Raw genomic sequence first — 18048 nt, forward strand, 5'->3', positions numbered from 1 at the left:
TGACGAGACCACCTCTGACGAGACCTCGAATGACGAGCACCCCGCACTACTAGGGAACGCGATAGGTCCACTCACGGCTCGCGAACTTGCTTTCAGCCAGTTCGCGAGCCTTCGTCATTTCCGCCTCAGTTACTTCATCGGGGGTGCCGCCGTGGCGCTCGACAAAGGTCGCAATCAGGCTGTCGATGATCTCTGCGCGCGGCATACCAGTTTGTGTGCGCAAGGGAGACACCCGCTTCTTCGCCGATTTCGTGCCCTTATCGCTCATCTTCTCGCGACCGATGCGCAGCACCCGCACCATCCGTTCCGCGTCGATGTCGTAGGACAGCGTGGCGTGATGCAGCACGGCACCCGAACCGAGTCGCTTCTGTGCGGCACCGCCAATCTTGCCCTTGGGCGAGGTGATGTCATTAAGCGGTTCATAGACCGCTTCAATGCCGAGCGTGTTCAAGCCCTCAAGCACCCACTCGTCGAGGTACGCGTATGACTCCGCGAAACTCATCCCCGACACCAGTTCAGAGGGGACATAGAGCGAATAGGTCACGACCGATTCCGATTCCATGAACATCGCGCCACCGCCCGAGATTCGGCGAATCACCTGCACCTTTTCGCGCTCGGCTTCAGCCATATCGATCTCATTCTTGACCGATTGGAAGGAGCCGATGATCGCCGCATCCTCGTTCCACTCCCAAATCCGCAGAGTCGGGCCGCGGCGTCCGGCTCCCACCTCTTCGGTCAATACCTCGTCGAGCGCGACGTGCACGCGTGGGGCAAGGGGGCCTGGATGCAGGATCTGCCAGTCGTAGTCGCGCCAGTCGCGAGCGCCGGTAATCGCGCGTCGCACCACCACAGCGACCGACTCTGGGCTAAAGCCCAGCAGCTGCGCCTCCTCGGGCAGCGCCTCCCGAACTCGGCGGGTGATGTCTTCGGCCGTGGAACTCGTCGCCATCCCCTCGAGACCGGCGTTGAGCGCATCCAAGGCTTCATCGGGTTCGAGGAAAAAGTCTCCCGCGAGCCGTACATTCGCCAGCGCGTCTTCAACGACGTCGAAGTCGATCACCACGAGTTTGCCGCCGGGCACCTTGTATTCGCCGTGCAAACGCTCTGTGTCCTGCATAGTGCCTTTCTTAGTCCTTGTCCTCGGCGCGGGGGCTCGAGCCCGGTGCCTCAAAATGCCAGCGCAGCCAGTCGACGAGCTGTGCGGTGACGGCGTCGCGATTGAGTTCGTTATAGATCTCATGCCGTGCCTCGGGATAGATCCGCAGCGTGACGTCCTGCATCCGCGTAATGTGCTTCAGGGACCAGGCCAGTGCCTTCGGTCCGCGAGTGCCGAAGCCGATCACATCCTCAGTGCCGGCAAGGATGAGGATGGGTACCCGAGCATCCCGACCGCGCCGCGGAGCGGGTGGCACGGTGAGTAGCTGCAGCGCACCCAGCGGGGTCCACACCGAAGAGTCGGCGATATCGAAGCCGTAGGGATCGTCGATCATCGCCTGAACTTCGTCGACGTCGCGGCTGATCCAGCTCATCCCGTGTCCGTCACCGGCCCACTTCGCGTTGTAATCGCCGGGGTTCACGAACCCCGGAAGCGCGAGCGTGGTGCCGGTCCAGACAATGCCGTCGAAAATATCCGGCTCGTTCCAGAACAGTTGCTGCCCGAGCAGCGAACCCCAGGAATGGCCAGCCTCAATCAGCGGTAGGCCGGGATAGCGGGCACGCGTCCAGCGCACGGTTTCGCGCAGCGCTCGCCGGGCTGCGGGCATCCCGTTCGGACCGAGGTTGCTGAGTCCCCATTTGGCCACGCCGGTGCGGCCGTGACCCAGGAGGTCCGGTGCCACAACCGCGTAGCCGGCACGGTTCAAAGCGTTGGCGAGCCGCTGGTAGCGCCGGGCGTGGTCGCCCGCGCCGTGGGAGATGTGCACGATCCCCCTTGGGGAGCGGCCAGCCACCCACTCGTAGACGTGCACGTCCACACCTTCGATGCGCAGGATGTGTTCGGCATAGTCCACCGCAAACCCGTCGTCTGAGGTGTCCATGCCCGGTGTATAAAACCGATCGGAGACCGGCATTGCTACTGTGCCGCCTGCCAGCGGGCTTCGATGACCTCGGTGAATGCCCGCGTGATCAGGTCCACTTCTTCACGGCTCACGATGAACGGCGGGGCGAGGCGAATCGTCTTGGCGCGAGTGTCCTTCGCAAGCACGCCCTTTTCAAGCATGTCCACGCAGACATCCTTCGCGGTGCCAATCTTCGGGTCAATGTCGACGCCTGCCCAGAGGCCAGCGCCGCGTACCTCCGTCACGCCGCGACCGATGAGCGCGCGCAGCGGCTCGAAGAGTGCGGCGTGCAATTCCTGGCTGTTCTTCTGCCACTGGCCGGTAGCGAGCTCATCAACCACGGCCTTGCCAATGGCTGCGGCGAGTGGGTTCCCGCCGAAAGTCGACCCGTGCGTGCCCGGCTCGAGCACCCCGAGGACATCCCGGTTACCGATCACTGCCGACACCGGCAAAATACCGCCGCCGAGCGCCTTCGCGACCGTAATAAGGTCCGGCTCGATCCCCTCCGCCTGGAAACGGAACGTGGTGCCGGTACGGCCGAGACCGGTCTGCACCTCGTCGAGAATGAGCAGCACATTGTGCTCGCTGGTGAGCTCGCGCACCTGCTTGAGGTAGCCCTCGTCCGGCACGTAGACACCGTTCTCACCCTGAATCGGTTCGAGGAACACGGCAACGGTGTCCGCATCAATCGCTGCTTTGAGCGCCTCAATGTCGTTGAAGGGCACGAGTTCAAAGCCCGGGGTGAAGGGCCCGTAGTCAGCGCGAGCAACCGGGTCATCGCTGAGCGAAATCATCGTGGTCGTGCGGCCGTGGAAGTTCCCTTCCGCGCCGATGATTTTGGCTCGTCCCTCGGGCACGCCCTTGACGCGGTAGCCCCATTTGCGCGCCACCTTGAGCGCGGTTTCATTCGCTTCCGCACCCGTGTTCATCGCCAGAATCATTTCCTTGCCGGCGAGTTTCGCGAGGCCCTCGGCAAAGTCACCGAAGCCTTCCACATACACGGCACGGGATGCGATGGAGATTTTCTGCGTCTGCTCGCGAAGCACTTCGATGAACTTCGGATAGGCGTGGCCAAACGTGGTGGCGCTATATGCCGAGAGGCAGTCCAGGTATCGCTTGCCGTCAACGTCGGTAATCCACGGCCCCTGGGCCGATTCGAGTACGAGCGGGAGCGGTGCGTAATTGTTGGCGCTGTAGTCCTTGACCTTGCCAATCTCATTTTCGGCGCGCTGCGATACAGATGCATTCATGGGCCCAACCCTATCGCTATGCGAGCCCAAGCAAGCTGGCATCGGGGTCGCGCACGGTCTCGTGCGGGAAGAGTCCCTGCATGCGCGCATCGGGCCTGCCATAGCGGTGCGAACGAATCGAAATGGCCTGTTCCCGCAGGAAGGGCAGCATTTCCACTCGACCCGCAAGCGTCACATCATCCGAGAACACCGCGATGTCGACGCCGTTGGATAGCGCCCGGCTCACTTCACTGCGCGAACCGCCAATGAGACGCAGCCGGGGCGCTGACTGCAGTCCCTCACTACCGAGCCGAGCGACGAAATCCTCGTTGCTCTCGATTCGCACTTTTGCTTCGCGCAGCTCGAGTTCACGCGCGAGGCTCGCGGGCAGCTCCCACGCAGAAGAGAGCAGGATCTGTGCCCGCGCCACGGTCGCGGCGACGAGCACTTGACCGAGTTCATCCGCGGTCGCATCCTCAGAGAATCGAATGACGCAGGGTGCCGGACGGTAGCGGAACAGGTTTCGCTCCACCGGCAGATTGATCGCATCCACGACCTCACCGAATTCCTCGTTCCAGGCAATCTGACAGCTCAACGCGGTCCGGCGCACCCGTTCAAACTCGTCGAAAGACATCCCCGGTTGCAGGGCCTCGATCAGGCGGGCGACCGGTTCTTCCAGGCCGCGTAGGTGCAAGGTATGAGACTGCTCGTGTTCATCGGCGCGCCAACGTCCGAGGTGGATGAGGGCGTTGGGTCCGCCCGATTTCAGTTTTGTGCCGATCATGGACTGCTTCCAACCGCCGGTGGGTTGGCGCTGGACGACTTTGCCCAAGACGTCGCGGTTCACGTACAGGTTCCCGGCTTCGACGCCCTGCACCCAGTGCGCGATTTCAGTGCGATCCAATGAGAACAGTCCGGCACCGAGTCCGTAGTCCAGGCGGTTCTGCAGTGCAATGGCCTCATCAAGCGTGCGAACGGTCATGATGTTGATCACCGGCACCGGCGCATCATTCGTAATCGAAGTCGACTCCTCGGTGACGCCGGTGCGGATGCCCGGAGTCCAGAGCCGGCCGGTGTCATCCAAACTGCGTGGCTCGACGAGCCACTTCTCGTCTTCCCCGAGGTCGGTGAGCATCTCGAGGGCTTTACCCACCGCGGGGTTCATCATCGGTCCCGCGTGGACGGATGGGTCTGCCGTGTAGCCGACCCTGGCAAACATGACCGCGTCGGCCAGCTGATTCACGAACCGCTCCGAGCGGCCGGCAGCACCGACCAGGATGAGGGTTGAGGGCCTGAGCGAGTTTTGTCCCGTTGAGGAGATGAGTGAGTCGGCGATTTCTCGCGCTGCCTGATCGTAATCGGCCGCGGCAGTGACCACCACGGAGGATTTGCCGCCCACGGAGCCCACGAGGGGCAGATCGGGTCGCCATTCGAGAAAGCGTGCGGCAGTCTTGTAGGTGCCCTGCATGAGCACGCGCTCGACTCGCGGGTCGACAATGAGCTGCCGGCCGACCTGTTCCTCGCTAATAACCGTGTGATCACTCGACACCAGCTGCAAGAGGTCGGAGGGCAGATCCGTTGACCAGAGCACTCGCGCGAGGACCGCTGCAGTCCGGACCGTGCGCGGTGAAGCCTTCAACACCACGGCGCTGCCGGCCGCGAGCGCGGCGAAGACAATGGATGCGTTACTCGATACCGGAGGATTCCAGCCGGGCACCGCAAGCGAAACCTGCACCGGATCAAACTGTGCGCCCTGCATCCGATCAAGCTGGCGAGCGAGGTGCGCATCGTAATTCGCGAGGTCCACCGTGCGGCTGACGTCCGCATCCACCTCAACAAAGGTCAGCCCGGTTTCGTTCATCGCCACCTCGATCAGGCGCGCACGATTGGCGTCGATTGCCTTGGCGATCTGCTCGAGCCGAGCGGCTCGCTCCCAACCGCTGGTCTGACTCCACGGCTGTCCGGCGGCCTGAGCCCGCGCGATCACCTCATCGATTTCTGCTTCCGAACGAAGCTCGTGGCTCGCAGCCTCGTCTTTGCCGAGTTCTGAACGCGCGGCGCGACGCTGCACGCGGCTTGCCCACTCCCGAGTTGCCGCCACCGTGGGGTCCGAAAGCGGTTCATTGCGGAAAGTGTTCCGCAAGAGTCGTCCGCGTCGGAGCCCCAGCACCACCTCGGTGAGATTTGGCGCGGCCCCCGTGTCGGCGGGGTTGATCGAGTCCCCTTCGATGCTCTCGCTCGGCGAGATCTCGCGCGATGCCGAAGCATCCGTGCGCTGTGCGCCGGTGCCGGATGCGCCGGTGCTACTCGAGCGCGCATCCTCCGTTTTTGCGCCGAGCACGGTGGTCTCGTTCGCGTCTTCGGAATTGACCGCGTTATCGACCCCGGTGGCAACTGCACCATCCGCGGTCGAATCAAGTTCAGTCGAGGTGCCACCAGGCGCAGGTTCCTCACCGAGGAGGCCGTCTGGGAAGAGCTCGAGCGCAATGGATGCGGTAATTCCCGGTGCCTCTTCCGGAGCGACTCGAGTCTGGCTCCGGGTAGGTCCCGCGTGGACCTGATGCATCCGCGCCATTGCCTGTAAGACCCGTTCGTCTTCCGAATGGACGCCATCGGAGCTGACCTGTGCCTGGTCAATGAGTTCCAAGTCGCGCTCGGCGCGGGTCACGAGCGACCAGAGATAAGGCGCCGCTGGTCGCAGGGTCTCACCCTCGAGCAACGGCAGACGCGTGCGTACCTGCGCTCCGAGCTGCTGGAATCGTTCAACTGCGCGAGATGATTCGATTTGGTCCACGACCACGGTCACCGGCACGTAGTTTTCTCGCAATCGGGCGAGATGCACCGCAAAGACCGCGTCCATCCGCACTTCGCCACTAATTTCGAGGCCGATTACGCCGCGGTTTTCTGGTGCGAGTGCGGCATCGATCATGCGGAACATATTCGCGTCGACTTCGCTGTCATCCACATAGCTCGCGAGCTTCCAACCGTGCAGCACCGCGTCGGCGCGCTCTTCGGCACGATCCGCGAGCCGGTAAAGCCCTACCTTGATCGGCGCCCCGCCATCTTCACGACGCAGGTGCGCGCGACCCGCGAGTCGGCGCAGCAGGGTGCTTGCATCGGGAAGGTCAACCGGGACTGTCACACCGAGCTGTGCATGCTCCAGCCCCTCGTATTCCATGGCTCGCAGCACGGTTTCGATGACGAATTCAAGGTCGCGCGAACTGCGCGCGCGGAGCATGAGTGTGGTGGGAGTCGCCTTCGCGGTCGCCTCCTGCAGGAGCATCGCGAAGCGAGTGGCCGCGTGATCGGCAGTGCCCTCAAAGTCCCACTCATTCGGCCGCGGTTCAAGATCGGTAAAGGACAACTCAATTTCTGAAACCGCGGGATTGGCGATGAGCCTGCGCACCCGCTCGAGCAGTGCATCCGTTCCTCGATCACCCAAAATTGGGTCGCTCAGTGGCGACACGCGCGTGGCCACTGATGCCGCGGAGTATTTTGCGATGGTCTCGTCGAGTGAGGTTTCGCGAGTAAGCGCATCGCCAAAGAATGCCCTGGTCCCCCGTCGCACCGCGGGCACCGCGACGAAGGGGATGCCTGGGCCCGCAAAGGCGCCGATCTGAAACAGTCTGCGGGTACGCGGCGTGAGGGTGTCGGGGATGTCCTCCCTTAGGTCGCTCAGCCCGAAGCCGGATGCGAGCAGGTCATCGGGCCGGATGACGTCGTCGACCAGGTGCCGGAGAAAGTCTGCCCCGCCCTCGGCACGGATCGCGCGGAGAAAGTCATTGGCGGGATCGAGTTTGTCGCGCTTGCGCTCATTGGGTGCAGAATCCTGTGCCGCGCGGATTTCATCCTGCGCCTGTCGGTCCAGGCTGCGCCATTCGCGGAGGGTTTGCAGGGTCGCGGGAACAGCCTGGTCCGCCGCGACACTCGGCGCGATCGGCGGGACGATCGGCTGCACGGCCGCCCCACGGGGTGATGCCTCGACCGGCTCGGCAATCGCGCCGTCGTCGAGGATGTATGGCCCGTCCGGCACCGGCGAAGGTGCGCCAGGATCGCCTTCATCCTGTTTCTTCTCAAGAATTTCACGCACTAAATCGGCGCGTTCAACGCGCCGCGCTCGGACCTGCTCAATGTCGCCGCGAAGAAACTCAATGTCATCGCGTTGACCCCGTGACTCGGGCGAACGGGTCCCATTCGCTTCGTCAGGAGTGAAGGGAGTTGCCATAGACCGAGCCTAACGACCTGAGCCCAAAGCACGAGTGCGACACTCGCCAAATCGAGGCGCTACTTCAGATCCGTAGGACCGGTGTCGGAGCGCGGTTCGTCGGCCGCCGGTACATCTTCCTTGCTGATCAACGAGTCATTCTCCCAGGCGGCCAGGGTGCGCAGGTCGATCATGGCGGTCTCGGGCATGACCTCGCCGCCATCGAACCAAGCGAGGGCATCGAGTAGCGAACCGACCGAGCGCTGCTGCGCAACCACGTCGACTCGCAAACCGAGCGCCCGCGCATCCTTCGCCGTTCGCGGACCAATGGCGCCGAAAATAATATTCTCAGGGATCGGCGCAAACTGCTTCACGAGCTGTTCGGCCACTGACCCGCTCGTCACAAGCACCGCTCGAATGCGGCCGTTTTTCATGTCGTGCTGGATCGATTCCGCAGCCGGTACGCCCACAGATCGATAGGCGACCACCGAGTCGATGCCGTGACCGCGGCGGTTCATGCCGCGCGCGAGCGCCGGCTTCGACGCTTCGGAGTGCAGCCAGAGCACGTTGACTTTGGGCATCCGGCGTTGAATTTCGGGCCATTCCACGAGTAAACCCTTGGCAGAGTTGTCGTGGGTGGGCACGAAATCAACGCGGTAGCCGGCTGCCACGAGGGCGGATGCGGTGGTTTCGCCCGCGGCGGCAATCAGCGTGCCTTCGGGCACTCGGACATTCATCGAGTGCATGACGTCGACCGCCGTCGCGCTGGTTACCGCGAGCCAGTCGTAGGCGCCCGATTGGAGTCGGGTAAGGGCCTCCGACAGGATGGCCGAGTCTTCCGGCGCGGGGCTGGCGAAGTTGATGAGTGGTGCGGTGATTGGAAATGCTCCCCGCGCGCGAACAGCTTCGGAGGCGTCGTTTCCGAAAGTTCCGCCGCGCGGCACGAGTATCTTCCAGCCTTTAAGGGGCTGGGATGTCGTCATAGTTGCCGTCCGTTTCGAGAATTCTTGGATGCGCTTCCTAAGTTATCGAAGAATCTCATACAGTTCAGCGGTGGTTACGTTTCTTCCGGTCGTGGGGTTCGCGACCGTCACGAGTCCGTTCTCCAGCATGGTTACCGACCGGCCGATGAGCAGGCTCGGGTTGTCCGCTTCCACTGTGGCGAGCAAGCGCAACTGGCCGATGCCGATCTGGGTGTGGATGCCGGTTAACTCCACCTCGAAGTCCTCGTACGGATCTTCTGCTTCGAACTCTTCGCTAGCTATTTCTTGGCCTGCAGCATCGTCTGTTGGGCCTTCAGTTTGTTGGGCTGTTTCCCGGTCAGCCGCAGCGAGTTCCTCCGCGTCGAGTTCATCTTCGCGATAGTGATCCTCGTCATACTCGGCGTCGAAGTCCTCGTCGAAGTCTTCAAAGTCGTCCCCGACCTGTTCGGCTGAGACCGGTGCGAGACTCAGCCACGTTTTCGCTTCGCCCTCGAGTTCGCTCACGCTCAGCGTGACAATCGACTCCACGATCACCGTGTCACCGAGCAACAGCGTGCGCTGCAGCTGACGCTTCGCCCACTGCAGATCATCGATCGTGGTTGATCGCAACCAAATCAGCACCGACGCTTCCGAATCGAAGCCGGTGAGATCGTAGGTTCCACGGACTTCAACGTGGCTCTCTGCCAACTCCGTGAAGACGTTGCTCAGTTGTTCGGTGAGCCGCACGGCCTCATCCGCGGAGGCACGGGTCTCGATGAGTTCTGGTTCGGCGAACACGAGGAACAGCGAGTACACCGGAGCGTTCTCAGTGAAATCGGCAGTGTCGGTCATTGGTCAAACGCTCCTCTTTGAAAATGTGCGGGTTGCCTTGCAGTGCGGTTAGCGACCGCGGCGCGAGAGTCCGATAACTCCGGCGATGATGCCGCCAATGACGGCCACTGCGCCGACTGCGACTCCTGCGACGACCGCGGGCGATTCATCGGTTAGCTTACGCAGCTGCTCTTTTCGTTCGTCGGCCCATTCACTGAAGCGAGCCGGGACATCGAGCTTGTACTCAAGCGCATCCAGCGTTTCAGCGAGTTCGCGACGGGTGTTCTCAATATCGCTGCGCAATTCACTCGCACTGCGCTTGGGAACAGACTGCTGCTCATTTGATTCATTACTCATACTGACCGAGTCCCTTCAATGCGTTCGCGTCCTGCTTCAGCGAATCAATGGTTTCCGCGGGCATAACACCCTTCATCTTCTTGAAGAGTGAAATTGCAACGAGGGCCGCGATGATCATAATCAGCAGCAGCGCGCCCGCCACAATGAGTGCCGAGAGCCAAGGCGCAAATACGGTGTTCAAACCAAGAATTGCCGCCGTAATGAGGACGGCCCAGAGCGTGATGGCGAAGAATGCGACCACCGCGAAGAGCCCGGCGCCGATGCCGCCGAACTTCGCTTTCGCGGTCATTTCTGTCTTGGCCCGCTCGAGTTCATCCTTCGCGAGCGAGATTGCGAGCTTGGGGACGCTCCCGGCCAATTTCGCGGCCGAGCGCTTGGACTTGGGGTTGAATCTTCCGAGACGGACCGGCTCTTCAGCATTCGGGAACGGTCCGCGGCGGGGCTCCTGTGAAGCCTTGTCGTAGTCGCTCATGCGCTACTCCTTTTCGTTCGCTCGATAACAGCTGGTTAGGCGGGGTTCTCTGCGGTACCCGTCGGGGCGGGCGCCGGCGTGGAGGTTGCCTCCGGCTTGGCATTGCGCTTCGCCTGCGACTTCGACTCGTCACCGAGGACCTTGCCTACCAGACTGGACGCAACCTTTCCCGCACCCTTGAACGTGGATTCGACGGCCTTCGGAACGTACTTGCTAGTGAGGCCCTGGACATTGTCAACCTGCTTTTGCACGGGCTTGGAGTTCCATACCGTTTGCGCGCCAGCAGCAATCTGGTCATAGCGCTCACGACCGGCGCGCGCACCGAGTACGTAGCCGGCCACGAGGCCAACAATAAGGGAGAGCTTGGTCGAGGTCTTCATGAGGTTCCCTTTCGACAGTTCTGAGTCACGTGGTTGCGATATTTACGATCAGCAACTGGACAACATTCAAAGCCCAGGCTAGTCGCCTATTCGTCACGGTTTCTTGTAAGTGGACCAGAGCTTGATTACCAGATGGTGACGCGCTCTTCCGGAGCAAGCCACAACCCGTCGCCTTCGGCCACACCAAAGGTTTCGTAGTAGGGCTCGAGGTTGCGGACAATCTGATTGCAGCGGAACTCTGCGGGCGAGTGCGGGTCAACCGCCAAGAGCATCTTCATGTACTCGGGGCGTCGCTTTTCGCGCCACGCTTGTGCCCACGACAGGAAGAATCGCTCGGGGCCGGTGAGTCCGTCAATGACTTCGGCCTCGGCGCCGTCGAGGTGCCGCAGATAGGCCTTCCAGGCAATGCCGAGCCCGCCGAGGTCACCGATATTCTCCCCGATCGTGAGTTCGCCGTTCACGGTCTCGCCGTCCACACCTTCCGGTGAGAGTGCCGAATACTGACCGATGAGGGATGCGGTGTGCTTCTCAAATGCTTCGCGGTCGGCATCCGTCCACCAGTTTTCGAGTTTGCCGTCACCGTCATATTTCGAGCCCTGGTCGTCGAAACCGTGACCAATCTCATGGCCAATGACCGCGCCGATCGCGCCATAGTTGGCGGCAGCATCCCGGTCTTCGTCGAAGAAAGGGAACTGCAGGATTGCTGCGGGGAAGACGATTTCGTTCTGCGGCGGCAGGTAGTACGCATTCACGGTCTGCGGGGTCATGAGCCAAAGCTCGCGATCCACGGGGTTGCCCACCTTGCCGTACTCCCAGTTCGATGCGAAGACAGCCGCGCGGCGCGCGTTGCCGACCAGGTCATTGGGGGAAATGTGCAGCTCCGAATAGTCTCGCCACTTCGAGGGATACCCCACCTTCGGGGTGAACTTCTCCAGCTTCTCGAGTGCGCGCTCGCGAGTTTCGGGGGTCATCCAGTCGAGGTTGGTGATGGAATCGCGATAGGCGGCGAGAAGATCGGTGACCAGATCATCCATCTTCTCTTTCGCGCTCGGCTTGAAGTGACGAGCAACATACTCTTCACCGATGGCTTCGCCGAGAAGGGATTCGGCATGGCCAACACCGCGCTTCCACCGGTCGCGTTGCTCGGGGACTCCCTGCAGCGTGGTCCCAAAGAACTCAAAGTTTGCTGCGGAGATTTCCGGGCTGAGTACCGCGGCATATGCAAGCACGATCCGCCAGATCAGCCAGTCGCGCCACTGGTCGAGCCGCTCTTCGACGAGCAACTCCGCCAAACCATCCGCGAAGCTCGGCTCGCTCAGCACGAAGCGTTCGAAGGTGCCCTCGGGCGCCTGGAGCTCCTGCATCCATCCGCGAATATCGCGGTCCCCGAATCGGCCGAGGAACTCCTCAATCGTGGTCGGGTTGTAGGTGAGGTCGGCTTCGCGGGTTTTTACGTTGTCCCAGTGGTGGGATGCGATGGCCGTTTCGAGTTCGAAGACTCGCGCGGCACGTTCGTCGGGTCGCGGCACGTCGGTGAGCGCGAACATCCGCTCAATGTGGGCGCGGTAGGCCTCGCGGATCGGCTCGTACTGCTCCTCGCGATAGTAGGACTCGTCGGGCAGCCCGATCCCTGACTGCTCGAAGTAGAGCGCGTTGGTGGCGGGGTCACCGAGGTCACCGATGACGTACTGGCCAAAGAAACCGCCGACGCCCTTGTGCTCATTGCGGCCGAGGACCCAAAGGAACTCGTCGATCGAAGATACGACCAGTGCCTGCATGATGTCTTGCGAAATCGGATCCGCGCCCAGCTTCGCGAGCTTCTCCTCATCCATGAACGCGGCGTAGGCGTCTGCTGCCTTCCGCAGCCCCGTGCCGGGCTCCGCATCCACACTGCCCGCAAGGATTTCTCGGACGGCGACCTCCGCCTCATCGTGCAGGATGTGGAAGGAGCCGAAGGAGGCCTTGTCGGCTGGGATTTCGGTTTCGTTTCGCCACTTTCCGTTGACGTGACGGAAGAGGTCGTCTTGTGCGCGGACCTGCTGGTCGAGGGATTCGAAATCGATTCCGGAAGAGAGTTTGGCGCTATTGCTGGTCGTCATGCTGACCAGCGTACCGATCGCTCGATGAGCGGCACCCGAAACCGAACGTTTCCTGGGAGAATGTGGGGGTGACCGCCCGTTTCGAAACGACTCGCCGCATCCTCGCCCTCGCGGTACCCGCGCTTGGCGCGCTTGTGGCGCAGCCGCTCTTCGTGTTGACCGACACAGCGATGGTTGGGCACCTCGGCGAATCGGTACTCGCGGGCCTATCAATCGGCGCGACGGTCATCACGACGCTGGTAGGGCTGATGGTCTTCCTTGCGTACACGACGACGCCTCTCGTGGCGCGGCGCCTCGGTGCCGGTGACAAGGCCGGTGCGATTCGCGCGGGTATCGACGGGATGTGGTTAGGCCTCGGCTGCGGGATCGTGCTGCTGTTACTCGGCTTGGCTTTTGCCGGGCCCACGGTGCGCGCCTTTACGGACGATCCGTTCGTGCAGGAAGCGGCATTGAGCTACCTCACGGTGTCGCTGTGGGGGCTGCCTGGGATGCTCTTGGTCATCGCTGGCTCGGGACTCTTACGCGGTCTGCAAGACACTCGCACCCCGCTCATGGTGGCCATCGGCGGCGCGGTCATCAACGTGGGGCTCAACGCGCTGCTCATCTACGGTGCGCAACTCGGCATTGCGGGGTCGGCACTCGGCACCGCGATCGCCGAAACCCTAATGGCGGTCGTGTACATCATCGTCGCGATGCAGGCTGCCCGCGAGCACGATGTTTCGCTGTCCATCGGTATCGGCCAGCCGCGCGAGGCGCTGCTCGCGTCTTCCCTGATGATCCTGCGCACCGTCACGCTGCGCATCGCGCTGCTGATGCTGATGTGGTCCGGTGCCCAACTCGGGGTGTCGGAGTTGGCGACGCTGCAGGTCACCTACACGGTCTATAACGTGCTCGTCTTCACGCTGGATGCGCTTGCCATCGCGGCGCAGGCGATGATCGGCCACGATCTCGGCGCGGGCGATCGGAGCCAGGTGCGCAGGCTCACCCGGACACTCGTGTGGTGGGGAATCGGGCTCGGTGTGGTGCTGTTCGCGCTCGTGGCGGCGCTGTCACCGGTGCTGGGCTACCTCTTTGTGAACGACTTTGCGGTGCTCGACATGCTGCCCACCGCCTTCCTCACCATGGCGATCTTCCTTCCGGTTGGCGGGATCGTGTTTGTGCTCGACGGCATCCTGATCGGTGCGGGGGATGTGAAGTACCTCGCGATTGCCGGGCTGATTCCCCTCGCGGTGTTCATGGCGCTCGCTATTGCGATCCTTGCGCTCAATCCCTCTGGCGGTTTCGGTGTGAACCTGCTCTGGTGCGCATTCGGATGCTTCCTGATCGCCCGGGCCGTCACGCTCGTGGCACGCATCCTTGGCAACCGGTGGATTGTGTTGGGTGCGACGCGGTAGGTGCTTCGCCGGTTCGCATGTGACGCGCTGCCGACGCGAGCGAAACCCGATACTCTTTCCGGATGCGCCTTGTCATTGCCCGCTGCACGGTCGACTACGTGGGTCGACTCACTGCGCACCTTCCCGAAGCAACCCGGCTGCTCATTCACAAGGCCGACGGTTCGCTGCTCGTCCACAGTGACGGTGGTTCCTACAAGCCGTTGAATTGGATGAGTCCGCCCGCGCTGTTGAGCGTGGTCGAGCTGACTGAGGAGCAGCAGCTCGCGGGCGTCATCGAGTGCTGGGAGGTCGTACACCGCAAAACGGGCGACAAACTGCGGGTCAATATATTTGAGTGGATCTCCGACGAGCGCTATGAACTCGGCACCGATCCGGGGCTCACAAAGGACGGCGTCGAAGCACACCTGCAAGAGCTGCTGGCCGCGCAGATCGACCGCCTCGGTGATGGGCACACGCTCGTACGACGCGAACACATGACCGCAATTGGCCCGGTGGACATTCTCGCGCGCGATCCAGAAGGTAAAGCGGTCGCGGTAGAGATCAAACGCCGGGGTGAGATCGACGGTGTAGAGCAGCTCACCAGGTATCTCGAACTCATGAACCGCGATCCCCTGCTCTACCCGGTTACCGGTGTATTCGCCGCCCAAGAAATCAAACCGCAGGCGCGCACCCTTGCCGAGGATCGCGGCATCCGCTGCGTGGTGCTCGACTACCAAGACATGCGCGGTGACGAATCCGGTGAGCTGCGACTGTTCTAAGGTCCGCTGCCGCGTTTTGCGCCCCGCCTCGCGAGGCGCGGACCTAGACGATGCGAAGCGTCGCGCTGAGGCGGCGGCCACGAAGACGAAGCTCAAGATTGTCGATTCTGTAGTGCTCGGGCAACCCCTCAATGAGTGAGGTTGATTGACCAACAAGTTGACGAACCTGCTTGCGAAATACCAACAGCGCGAGTGCAACCATCGGGTTGCCGCTGCGCAATTGGATATCGCGCAACGTCAGCACGCCCGTGGCGTTCTCGAGCATCGCCTCGACGGAGAAGCGTACTTTCGTACCGAAGATTTTGTAGCGGCCGGATGCGGTGCCCGCCAATGTCAGTAGCTGTTCGCCGAGCATCGGCCGCGCAACGTCGATGTCGAACTCGAGATGACGCAAGTGAGCGCCCGATTCCTCGGCCGCCATTTGTGCGATTTCCCAGATCGTGTCCCGTGCCTGATCGATATCGCCTTCGACCTCTGCCGTGGCCACAAAACCATTGAGCTTTTGCTCGCCATCCTTGGCCCACAGTCCGCCCTCGGTATCCGTGAGCCACTCGAATGCGACGTTCTTGATATCGACGTCCAAGGTCAGCGGAAAGCTCTCGATATAGAGAGGTCTGCCCGTGATTGTTGCGGTGCGCAGTTGCGCTGGAGTCCGGCTCGCGACGAGTGGTCTGGGCTTAGTCTCATCGGCTTCCTCGCCTGGGTCGTCTTCACCCGTGCTGATGCTCGTTTCAGTCACCGCGCCGTTCGTCCCCGCAGCCGGGTCTTCAGCCCGAACTATCGCGTCGGTAAGGTTAAGCGCAATACGGTCGATGTTCGGATGCGCTCCAAACTTGGCCACGAGCCGCTCCGCTTTCGAATCCGGGAGTTCGAGGTTCGTTGGTGGAAATTCCTCAGTGATCAGGGCGAGTAATTCGGCATCGGTTTGCGGAATCGCTCCTTCACCAATCTTGGTGGCGTCTTCGGGCATTGGCGTGGTCACACAGGCTCCTTCCGACGGCGCGAACCGTTGCAGTCTACGAGGTGCGCCCACGGCATCCACCGCAATTAGCCGAACACGACCGTCGGCGCGCGGCGAGCTGCAGTGAGTAAGCTGCTGCTCGATGCGATTCTTCTTCGATGCCCGGTACATCCGGACCGATTTTCATGACGGGATAAGCCGCTATTCAGCGCAACTTGCCGCAGCCGTGCATGCCCAATCCCCGGACGAGGTGACCTTCCTCATCCACAACGAGCGCCAGCTCGAGCACCTCCCGAAAGACGCAAAGTGGCTGCTCTTCCATTCCAATGAGTCGGCACTCGAGCCAATCGCCGCCGTCAAACTCAATAAGTACCGACCCGATGTCGTCTTTTCGCCCCTACAAACCATCGGTACCACCGGCCGCAAGTTCAAGGCGATCGTGACGCTTCACGATCTCATCTACTACCGACACCGCAAGCCGCCAACGCACCTCAATCCGTTGCTTCGGGCAGGCTGGCGCGCGTACCACCTCACCTACGGCCCGCAGCGGCTCGCGCTCAACGGGGCGGATGTGGTGGCGACGGTCTCTGAGACCACGAAGCAAGAGATTCTCGCTCACAAGCTCACAAAGCGTCCGGTCGTGGTGATCCCGAATGCCCCGAACGACCTCGCGGCGCTGCTACCGGCGACACCGCCGATCTCGACCCCGCCAACGGAGCCGGTCAGTCTCACCCCGATCCTCGCCCAGACGGCCGCCGCCACGAGCGCGCATGACGCGGCAGAGCGCATCCAGAACCTTGTCTATATGGGCTCGTTCATGCCGTACAAGGGTGTGGAAACGCTTATTGCAGGGATGGCCGATTTGCCCGGACGTACGCTGCACTTGCTGAGTCGAATCAGCGCGGAACGAAGGCGCGAGCTCGAGTCCGGCATTCCGGCAGGCGCCGATGTCGTTTTCCACGAGGGTGTCTCCGACGAAGAATATGCCCGGTTGCTCGCCGATAATGCCGTGCTGGTCACCGCATCCCTCGACGAGGGCTACGGTCTGCCGCTTGCCGAAGCGCTCGCGCTCGGGACTCCCGCGGTGGTGACCGATTTGGCGATCTTCCACGAAGTCGCCGGTGACGGGGCCCGGTATTTCGCGAAGCAGGATGCGCGAGAGTTCGCGGCGCAGGTTCGTGCCTTGGATGATCCGAAGGTCCGGGCGGACACGATCGCGGCCGGGCACCAGCACATGGAACGCTTCACTTGGGAGCGATCGGCACGCATTCTCTGGGAGACAGCGCGAAGTCTCGCAAACTTGCCCGGATAAACTGCTCTGATGAGCACTATCGACGCACCCCAGGAGCCAGGCGACTACGCCGGGCCAGATGACGCGCCCCTGCTCGAGGAAGTCGACCCGGAAGCCGAGCTCTCGCTCTCGGCAAACGAAGCCTCCGGTGACGATTCATATGCGGTACAGGACTATGACGAGGCGCGAACGGCCACACGCGAGCGCCACGGTGGGGACGTAGCGCATCCGCTCGACGGGTCACGCACACTTGCGGAGCCCAGTCATTTCTCGCCCGCGTCGGTCAATGTGGTGCCACCCATCCCGATCGCACCCACCACGATTTCGCGCCGGCCGCAGCCGGAGTCACGCCCGATCACGCCGGTGCGGATGCCGCTCGGTACCGGGGAACCGCCGTTCACGGCGATTCTGTGGGATCTCGACGGCACCATTTCGGATTCTGCCGCCGGCATTATGGCCGCGCTCCGTGAAACCTTCGATGTTTTCCGCATGCCAATCCCGGATGACTCCACACTCTTGAGCTACGTCGGCCCGCCGATCATCGATTCCTTCAAAGCGCAGCACCTCGATAACCAGATAGAGATTCAGCATGCCCTCGAAACCTATCGGGAGATTCACGATGAATCAGGCCTTGCCGAATCGCCACCGTTTGCGGGGATGCCGGAGCTGATTCGCGCGGTCCGCCAAGCGGGAATCCCGCAGTCAACCGCCACGAGTAAGCCGGAGACTCCCGCGCGACGCGTGCTCGACTACTACGGAATCATCGACGAGTTTAATTTCGTGACCGGTGCGAGCGATGATGAGTCGCGATCAAAGAAAGAGGACGTCGTCGAAGAGGCACTGCGGCGACTTCGCGAGGCGGGCGTGGATTTGTCGAACACGATTATGGTCGGCGACCGCTTCTACGATGTCCAGGGGTCCGCGCAGCACGGTGTTCCCGCGATCTATGTCAACTGGGGTTACGGTGCCGTGGGCGAGGATGAGGGCGCGGTCGCCGTGGCCTCGAATGCGCACGAGTTGCGGCGGTTGCTCGCGTTGTAGTGGGGGGGGCGG

Annotated in this window: 15 protein-coding genes; 4 read left to right on the plus strand and 11 right to left on the minus strand. The window is 62.2% G+C overall.

Annotated elements, in window-relative coordinates:
• Positions 1–49 precede the first annotated feature (49 nt).
• The 10 genes from ACTHXA_RS08710 to ACTHXA_RS08755 all read right to left on the minus strand — a co-directional run bounded on the left by ACTHXA_RS08710 (position 50) and on the right by ACTHXA_RS08755 (position 12591).
• Positions 50–1099: a lipoate--protein ligase family protein gene (locus ACTHXA_RS08710; RefSeq protein ID WP_441671597.1), complete on the minus strand. Its 1050-nt coding sequence runs from the start codon at positions 1097–1099 to the stop codon at positions 50–52.
• Positions 1100–1127: 28 nt separating this feature from the next.
• Positions 1128–2036 carry an alpha/beta hydrolase gene (locus tag ACTHXA_RS08715; protein WP_441671416.1) on the minus strand — a complete coding sequence of 303 codons (909 nt, stop codon included), beginning with the start codon at positions 2034–2036 and terminating at the stop codon, positions 1128–1130.
• Positions 2037–2071: 35 nt separating this feature from the next.
• Complete coding sequence (rocD, locus tag ACTHXA_RS08720) at positions 2072–3307, minus strand: ornithine--oxo-acid transaminase (RefSeq protein WP_441671418.1); 1236 nt, start codon at positions 3305–3307, stop codon at positions 2072–2074.
• A gap of 16 nt (positions 3308–3323) precedes the next feature.
• Positions 3324–7511 (minus strand): aldehyde dehydrogenase family protein, encoded by a 4188-nt coding sequence (locus ACTHXA_RS08725; protein ID WP_441671420.1) that lies wholly within the window; start codon positions 7509–7511, stop codon positions 3324–3326.
• A 59-nt stretch (positions 7512–7570) separates the two neighbouring features.
• Positions 7571–8473, minus strand: coding sequence for a uroporphyrinogen-III synthase (locus tag ACTHXA_RS08730; protein ID WP_441671422.1), 903 nt, complete (start codon positions 8471–8473; stop codon positions 7571–7573).
• A 42-nt stretch (positions 8474–8515) separates the two neighbouring features.
• Complete coding sequence (locus tag ACTHXA_RS08735; RefSeq protein ID WP_441671424.1) at positions 8516–9304, minus strand: chlorite dismutase family protein; 789 nt, start codon at positions 9302–9304, stop codon at positions 8516–8518.
• A gap of 48 nt (positions 9305–9352) precedes the next feature.
• A complete protein-coding gene (locus ACTHXA_RS08740) occupies positions 9353–9640 on the minus strand; it encodes a DUF3618 domain-containing protein (RefSeq protein WP_441671426.1) in 288 nt (95 codons plus the stop codon).
• A complete protein-coding gene (locus tag ACTHXA_RS08745; RefSeq protein WP_441671428.1) occupies positions 9633–10112 on the minus strand; it encodes a phage holin family protein in 480 nt (159 codons plus the stop codon). The genes ACTHXA_RS08740 and ACTHXA_RS08745 overlap by 8 nt, the downstream gene beginning before the upstream one ends.
• 35 nt (positions 10113–10147) lie before the next feature.
• A complete protein-coding gene (locus ACTHXA_RS08750; protein WP_441671430.1) occupies positions 10148–10492 on the minus strand; it encodes a YtxH domain-containing protein in 345 nt (114 codons plus the stop codon).
• Between the two features lie 125 nt (positions 10493–10617).
• Positions 10618–12591, minus strand: coding sequence for a M13 family metallopeptidase (locus ACTHXA_RS08755; RefSeq protein ID WP_441671432.1), 1974 nt, complete (start codon positions 12589–12591; stop codon positions 10618–10620).
• Positions 12592–12659: 68 nt separating this feature from the next.
• On the opposite strand from ACTHXA_RS08755, the gene ACTHXA_RS08760 reads away from it, so the two are divergent.
• Complete coding sequence (locus tag ACTHXA_RS08760; RefSeq protein ID WP_441671434.1) at positions 12660–13985, plus strand: MATE family efflux transporter; 1326 nt, start codon at positions 12660–12662, stop codon at positions 13983–13985.
• Between the two features lie 62 nt (positions 13986–14047).
• Positions 14048–14743 (plus strand): endonuclease NucS, encoded by a 696-nt coding sequence (gene nucS / locus ACTHXA_RS08765; protein ID WP_441671436.1) that lies wholly within the window; start codon positions 14048–14050, stop codon positions 14741–14743.
• Between the two features lie 43 nt (positions 14744–14786).
• On the opposite strand, the gene ACTHXA_RS08770 is transcribed toward nucS, so the two are convergent.
• Positions 14787–15725, minus strand: a complete 939-nt coding sequence (locus tag ACTHXA_RS08770; protein ID WP_441671438.1) for a hypothetical protein — start codon at positions 15723–15725, stop codon at positions 14787–14789.
• A 121-nt stretch (positions 15726–15846) separates the two neighbouring features.
• Here ACTHXA_RS08770 and ACTHXA_RS08775 point away from each other — a divergent pair, with 121 nt between their 5' ends.
• Together ACTHXA_RS08775 and ACTHXA_RS08780 are read left to right on the plus strand one after the other, a co-directional pair.
• A complete protein-coding gene (locus tag ACTHXA_RS08775; protein ID WP_441671440.1) occupies positions 15847–17016 on the plus strand; it encodes a glycosyltransferase family 4 protein in 1170 nt (389 codons plus the stop codon).
• Positions 17017–17025: 9 nt separating this feature from the next.
• Positions 17026–18036 (plus strand): HAD hydrolase-like protein, encoded by a 1011-nt coding sequence (locus tag ACTHXA_RS08780; protein WP_441671442.1) that lies wholly within the window; start codon positions 17026–17028, stop codon positions 18034–18036.
• Positions 18037–18048: the final 12 nt, after the last annotated feature.

Source organism: Gulosibacter sp. (assembly GCF_052090685.1).
In the GTDB taxonomy this organism is placed as follows: domain Bacteria; phylum Actinomycetota; class Actinomycetes; order Actinomycetales; family Microbacteriaceae; genus Gulosibacter.

Excerpts from the sequence above, each read along its gene's own strand:
- ACTHXA_RS08715 (WP_441671416.1), bottom strand. The coding sequence starts at position 2,036 with ATGGACACCTCAGACGACGGGTTTGCGGTGGACTATGCCGAACACATC.
- rocD (WP_441671418.1), bottom strand. The coding sequence starts at position 3,307 with ATGAATGCATCTGTATCGCAGCGCGCCGAAAATGAGATTGGCAAGGTC.
- ACTHXA_RS08725 (WP_441671420.1), bottom strand. The coding sequence starts at position 7,511 with ATGGCAACTCCCTTCACTCCTGACGAAGCGAATGGGACCCGTTCGCCC.
- ACTHXA_RS08730 (WP_441671422.1), bottom strand. The coding sequence starts at position 8,473 with ATGACGACATCCCAGCCCCTTAAAGGCTGGAAGATACTCGTGCCGCGC.
- ACTHXA_RS08735 (WP_441671424.1), bottom strand. The coding sequence starts at position 9,304 with ATGACCGACACTGCCGATTTCACTGAGAACGCTCCGGTGTACTCGCTG.
- ACTHXA_RS08740 (WP_441671426.1), bottom strand. The coding sequence starts at position 9,640 with ATGAGTAATGAATCAAATGAGCAGCAGTCTGTTCCCAAGCGCAGTGCG.
- ACTHXA_RS08745 (WP_441671428.1), bottom strand. The coding sequence starts at position 10,112 with ATGAGCGACTACGACAAGGCTTCACAGGAGCCCCGCCGCGGACCGTTC.
- ACTHXA_RS08750 (WP_441671430.1), bottom strand. The coding sequence starts at position 10,492 with ATGAAGACCTCGACCAAGCTCTCCCTTATTGTTGGCCTCGTGGCCGGC.
- ACTHXA_RS08755 (WP_441671432.1), bottom strand. The coding sequence starts at position 12,591 with ATGACGACCAGCAATAGCGCCAAACTCTCTTCCGGAATCGATTTCGAA.
- nucS (WP_441671436.1), top strand. The coding sequence starts at position 14,048 with ATGCGCCTTGTCATTGCCCGCTGCACGGTCGACTACGTGGGTCGACTC.
- ACTHXA_RS08775 (WP_441671440.1), top strand. The coding sequence starts at position 15,847 with ATGCGATTCTTCTTCGATGCCCGGTACATCCGGACCGATTTTCATGAC.
- ACTHXA_RS08780 (WP_441671442.1), top strand. The coding sequence starts at position 17,026 with ATGAGCACTATCGACGCACCCCAGGAGCCAGGCGACTACGCCGGGCCA.